5 protein-coding genes and 1 rRNA gene are annotated in these 5,728 nt (G+C 56.3%); 4 read left to right on the top strand and 2 right to left on the bottom strand.

Features of this window, described 5'->3' with window-relative positions:
* Nucleotides 1-184 precede the first annotated feature (184 nt).
* Together ACRESJ_RS30780 and ACRESJ_RS30785 are read left to right on the top strand one after the other, a co-directional pair.
* Nucleotides 185-1,159: a quinone oxidoreductase family protein gene (locus tag ACRESJ_RS30780; protein ID WP_431761276.1), complete on the top strand. Its 975-nt coding sequence runs from the start codon at nt 185-187 to the stop codon at nt 1,157-1,159.
* The gene (locus ACRESJ_RS30785; protein ID WP_431761272.1) at nt 1,156-2,082 is read left to right on the top strand and encodes a LysR family transcriptional regulator; all 927 of its coding nucleotides are present in this window, start codon (nt 1,156-1,158) and stop codon (nt 2,080-2,082) included. The genes ACRESJ_RS30780 and ACRESJ_RS30785 overlap by 4 nt, the downstream gene beginning before the upstream one ends.
* Nucleotides 2,083-2,117: 35 nt before the next feature.
* Here the strand turns inward: ACRESJ_RS30785 and ACRESJ_RS30790 are convergent, their stop codons facing one another.
* Both ACRESJ_RS30790 and ACRESJ_RS30795 read right to left on the bottom strand, forming a co-directional pair.
* Nucleotides 2,118-3,014, bottom strand: coding sequence for an EamA family transporter (locus tag ACRESJ_RS30790; protein ID WP_431761273.1), 897 nt, complete (start codon nt 3,012-3,014; stop codon nt 2,118-2,120).
* Nucleotides 3,011-4,294 carry an MFS transporter gene (locus ACRESJ_RS30795; RefSeq protein ID WP_431761274.1) on the bottom strand — a complete coding sequence of 428 codons (1,284 nt, stop codon included), beginning with the start codon at nt 4,292-4,294 and terminating at the stop codon, nt 3,011-3,013. Before ACRESJ_RS30795 ends, ACRESJ_RS30790 begins: the two co-directional genes overlap by 4 nt.
* 136 nt (nt 4,295-4,430) lie before the next feature.
* Between ACRESJ_RS30795 and ACRESJ_RS30800 the strand changes: the two genes are divergently transcribed.
* Together ACRESJ_RS30800 and ACRESJ_RS30805 are read left to right on the top strand one after the other, a co-directional pair.
* Complete coding sequence (locus tag ACRESJ_RS30800) at nt 4,431-4,889, top strand: winged helix-turn-helix transcriptional regulator (protein WP_431761275.1); 459 nt, start codon at nt 4,431-4,433, stop codon at nt 4,887-4,889.
* 460 nt (nt 4,890-5,349) lie between these two features.
* Nucleotides 5,350-5,728 (top strand): 16S ribosomal RNA (locus tag ACRESJ_RS30805); the annotation flags it as partial.

Consider the following 5,728-nt stretch of genomic DNA (forward strand, 5'->3'; position numbering starts at 1 on the left):
TGTGACGTCTGCAGAATCACTACGACCCGCATCGTTCCACGCAATGACCCGTGGCATCTGCGATGTGATTGCTGCAATCTGTGCACTAATGATCTGCACGCAACCCGTCTTGTTCGTTGGAAGGTCAGTGCTCACACTGGCGGCATCTATGTGAAGGCAGCTTCTGACTGAAGGGGAAATGACAATGGTATCTGCGATCCGGTTTAGCCAGTGCGGCAATCCTGAAGTACTGAACCTGGAGGCACTGAGCGAACAATCGCCAGGGCCAGGTGAGGTCTGGCTCAAGCAAGAAGCCATTGGTGTCAACTTCCTCGACGTCACCCAGCGCAAGGGCGCGGTGCCCATTGCATTGCCATCCGGGCTTGGACTGGAAGGCGCCGGGCGTGTCGCCGTTGTAGGTGCCGGTGTCAGCAATGTGCAAGTAGGGGATCGTGTCGCCTATGCCACCGGTCCCGTTGGTTCCTATGCTTGCGCCCGGCTTTATCCAGCGGAGCGCCTGGTCAGGATTCCGGATACGCTCTCGTTCGATGATGCCGCAGCCGTCATGTTCAAGGGCATCACTGCGCAGTACCTTTTGAAAACCACCTATCCCGTAGGGCAGGGCACGACCATTCTCCTCTACGGTGTGGCTGGAGGGCTGGGGGAGATCATGGTGCCGTGGGCCAAACACCTGGGTGCCACCGTGATTGGCGTGGTTTCAAAACAGGCCAGTGTCGAAAAGGCCAGAGCGTCGGGCTGCGATGAAGTCCTGGTGTTTGATGCTGACAGCCTGGCATCGGATGTCGCACGTATCACTGGCGGGAAAAAGGTCGACGTCGTCTATGACCCGATAGGGCGTGTTTCTTTCCAGGCATCCATGGACAGCTTGCGACCCCGTGGCCTGATGGTATCGTTCGGCGCTTCATCCGGTGCGCCGTCCGCCGTGGAGCTGTCGACACTCAATGCCAAAGGCTCGCTGTTCCTGACACGCCCTTCGTTGGCAGCCCATACGGCGAGTGTCGCTGAGTACCAGGAGCGTGCACAGGATGTTTTGGCCGCGATAAGCGCGGGTATCATCAAGCCCCGGATCCGGGCCAGCTACTCGCTGGCCGATGCAGCATTGGCACATGCCGATCTGGAGTCGGGGCGTTCTTCGGGGGCGATCATTCTAAAACCATGAATCCTGATGTTCTGAATAATCAGCACAGTGACGAAATCGCTGCGTTTCTGGCCGTGGCCTCGCAAGGCTCATTTGTCGGTGCCGGCCGGCTATTGCAGCGACACCCAACCGTCGTCTCAAAGCGGCTCGCGGCAATGGAAAAGCGCCTTGGCGTTCGGCTCGTGGAGCGCTCGACCCGACAGGTGCGAATCACTGAAGTCGGTGCCAGGCTGGAACAGCGTCTTCGCTCAGCCATTGGGTTGATGGATGAAGCACAGCAGCAAGCGGCCGAAGGTGCCAGCGAAATTCGCGGTACTTTGCGACTTGCACTGCCCGCAGCCATGGGACGGCTTTGGCTTGGCCCGATGCTGCCGGAGTTTCTTGCGGCTTATCCGCAGGTCTCGATCCTTGCCGATTATAGCGAGCGCCTGGTCGACATCATTGATGAAGGTTTTGACGCTGCCATCCGGATTGGAGAACTGGAAGACAACCGGTTGATCGCCCGGAAGCTGAGCGACCATCGCCGGATTCTGTGCGCCTCGCCTGCCTACATCAAAAAGCACGGCATGCCCGAAACTCCGCAGGATTTGATCAAGCACAATTGCCTTCGCTTCAGCGGTCTTGCGTCTTTTCCCCAGTGGAGACTCCATCGCGGCAACGAACTTCAAGCGGTTTCCCCTAAAGGAAACCTGACCGCCAATGACAGCGAATCACTACTTGCCGCGGCCCGCGCCGATGCGGGAATCCTGGGGGCAGGTGACTGGTTGATGAGTCGTGATATTGCTGCCGGGAAACTGCTGCATGTGCTTCCTGACTGGCAATTGGATACCGCAGGTGGGGTCTATCTGGTCAGGCCATCGGCCAAATTTCCTGGTGCCGTGGTTGTCGCGTTCAAACAATGGATCGAGTCAAAGTTTATCCCTTCGCCTCCGTGGGCCATTTGACCGCAGGCTGTGTGGTTTGGGTATAGCGCCACCGCCTATGGATGGCACCGGTCAGTACGCTTGAGCAAGGCACCGAAGATGCGCTGTCCGAACAAGCCGATGCCAAGGCCTGAGACAATGAGAGCGACGGCGATGATTTTGTTGGCCGACAGGTTTTCATTGAAAATCATCACTGAACCGAGCAACCCGAAGACCGGCACCAGTAACGATAATGGCGCGACTGTCGACACTGGATAACGTTTCAGAAGTGAATTCCATACCCAGTAGCCCAGCAGTGTATTGGGGTACACCTGGAACAGGATCGACAGGACGGCGCGGTAGTCGAGTTGATCCAGTAAGGCGCTGTAACCCGTCGAGCCGTTGACCGCGTAATCAAGCGCGAAAAGAGGGATGGGCGAAAACGCGCTCGACCACACCAGGAAGGCGAAGACTTGCGTGGTCCTGGCTTTCTTGATGATCACGTTGGCTGCACTCCAGGCAACCGCTCCCAGTAGCACCAGGCTCAGGCCGGCCATGGTGACTGTCCCGTCAACGATGGAGATGATGCTCATCAAGCCGCACAACGCGAGAGCCATGCCCGCATACTGAAATCGGGAAATCGCTTCCTTGAATATCCATGAGCCGAGCAGGATGGTGAAAAACGCGCTGAACTGAAGCACCAGCGACGCGATGCCTGCCGACAGACCAGACTTGATGCCAAGATTGACGACGCCCCAAAGTCCGATACCGAAGACCAGGCCGTAACCGATGATGTAACGCCACTGCACATCAGGTCTTGGAATGAAAAAGATCGCGGGGAGTGCGCAAAGCGTGAAGCGAATGCCAGCAAGCATCAGCGGGTCAACGGTGGTGAGGCCCAGTTTGATAACCGAGAAATTCACTCCCCATATGGCAGTGATCGAGATGGCGAGCAGCAGGTGCCTGACTTTCATGTTGATCTTCCTTTATTGGCCGTTGAGCAATAACGCGTGAGAAACCACAGAACCAGGGCACTGACGCTGATCGAGGCGCCCAGCAGGCTGACTGCCATCCAGCCCCATAGCGCATACACCTGGGTCGCGGCTGCGGCGCCCAGTGCGCTGCCAACCGAGTAGAAGCACATATAGGCGCCGACCATGCGACTTTGGGCATCAGGTCGTGCCGCGAAAATGATGCTCTGGTTGGTGACGTGTACTGCCTGTACCGCGAAGTCGAGCAACACTACGCCGCAGACCAGCGCGACCAGGGATGTCTCGGCAAACGTGATGGGCAGCCAGGACAACGTCAGGAGCCCCAGCGAAATACCGGTCACCCGTTGCCCCAAGCCTTGATCGGCCCAGCGACCGGCTCTTCTGGCAGCTAGCGCGCCGGCTACGCCAGCCAGGCCAAACAGGCCGATGGCCGTGTGTGAAAGCGACAGCGGCGGGGCGCTCAATGGCAGAACCATGGATGTCCATAGCACGGAGAAAGCGGCAAAGATCAGCAGGGCCAGCAGGCCCCTGACGCGCAGCGTGCGCTCGGTGATGAATAGTTTGAAGAGCGAACCCACGAGCACCGGATAGGTGTCTTGATGCCTTGGCGACGCTGTGACAGGAACCGCTCTCCACAACACTGCCGCGAGGGTCAGCATCATTGCCGAGGACACAAAGTAAACGGCGCGCCAGCCCGCGATGTCCGCAATCAGGCCAGAGGTAAACCGCGCCAATAGAATGCCCAGGACAATGCCACTGGTTACCGTCCCCACGGCTTGCCCGCGTTGTGATGGCGTTGCCAGCACCGCGGCGTATGCCACAAGCACCTGAACGACCACTGCCAGCAAGCCCATCACGATCATGGCCCCCAGCAGTGCCAGCCATTGCTGTGATGCGCCGACTGCCGCCAGCGCAATGGCAGACAGCAGTACTTGAGTCAGGACCAGTCGCTTGCGGTTGACCAGATCGCCGAGAGGGACGATGAACAGCAACCCCAGCGCGTATCCAGCCTGAGTCGCAGTCACTACGACTCCGATCGTTGATGAGGCCACACCCAGACTCTGAGCCATTGAGTCGAGTAATGGTTGTGCGAAATAAACGTTGGCTACTGCAAGCGCGCAGGTGAAAGAAAACAACAACGTGAGCGACGGAGAAAGTCCTGTAGATCGGTCAGTCCTGCCGCTTTTTTCAGTGTCCGCAGGCGGTAGTGCCGAAGGCTGGCTGGAGAAACGTTTGGTAGCTGAGTCGGCATCTGCTGTCATGTACGCCTCCATGGCGCTAAACTGGTTTCAATTCAAAACCTGATCGATTGTTGTCGGATCTTGTTTCAAATTGCAACCACATTGTGCCGGGCCGGTGGGCAGACTTGGCAAATCGATATTCTGGAAGGTCAAAAAGATGGTCGCAGACACTTCACCGCAAAGCAGCGAATGCCCGGTAGCAAGAACACTTGAGGCCATCGGTGATCGCTGGTCGCTCATGATCATCCGCGACGCCTTCGACGACATTCGCCGCTTCAGCGAATTTCAAAAGAGCCTGGGCGTAGCCAAGAATATTCTGGCATCGCGACTGAAAACCCTGGTTGAAGTCGGGGTATTCGATGTCAGACCGGCATCAGATGGCAGCGCCTATAAAGAGTACGTACTGACGGAAAAAGGACGGGAGATCTTTCCGGTTGTGGTCAGCTTGAGGCAGTGGGGCGAACGTTTCCTGTTCAAACCGGACGAGACGCGTTCTGTACTGCTGGATAACGAGTCCGGCCAGCCTCTGATGCCGCTTGATGTTCGTTCATCAAGCGGTCAGAAACTTGGACCCTCTGATTGCCACAGGGTGAGACTCGTTGACGGCGGGTCGTGAGGCGACAGCAGACTTGTTTCACACCTGAACGACCCTGGGGAATTAACGTCGGTATCCATATATGAACTTGAACCAGGATGAAAACTGCAATGGGTGCGCTGGAAGGAAAAGAATTTTTAGTAGGGGGTTGACCGCGTATTTTAATGCTGTAGTATTAGCCTCCCGCTGACGAGCAGTTTGCTGCTGGTCTGGCTTAAGTAGCTGATTTTATTAAGTAAAAACAGAAACTTTTAAGGTTGCTTTTTGAAAAAGGTGCTGTAGAATGCGCGCCTCGGTTGAGACGAAAGCTCTTAACCAACCGCTCTTTAACAACTGAATCAAGCAATTCGTGTGGGTGCTTGTGGAGTCAGACTGCTAGTCAACAGATTATCAGCATCACAAGTTACTCCGCGAGAAATCAAAGATGTAACCAACGATTGCTGAGCCAAGTTTAGGGTTTTCTCAAAACCCAAAGATGTTTGAACTGAAGAGTTTGATCATGGCTCAGATTGAACGCTGGCGGCAGGCCTAACACATGCAAGTCGAGCGGATGACAGGAGCTTGCTCCTGAATTCAGCGGCGGACGGGTGAGTAATGCCTAGGAATCTGCCTGGTAGTGGGGGACAACGTTTCGAAAGGAACGCTAATACCGCATACGTCCTACGGGAGAAAGCAGGGGACCTTCGGGCCTTGCGCTATCAGATGAGCCTAGGTCGGATTAGCTAGTTGGTGAGGTAATGGCTCACCAAGGCGACGATCCGTAACTGGTCTGAGAGGATGATCAGTCACACTGGAACTGAGACACGGTCCAGACTCCTACGGGAGGCAGCAGTGGGGAATATTGGACAATGGGCGAAAGC

The organism is Pseudomonas sp. (genome assembly GCF_050739655.1).
GTDB lineage: Bacteria > Pseudomonadota > Gammaproteobacteria > Pseudomonadales > Pseudomonadaceae > Aquipseudomonas.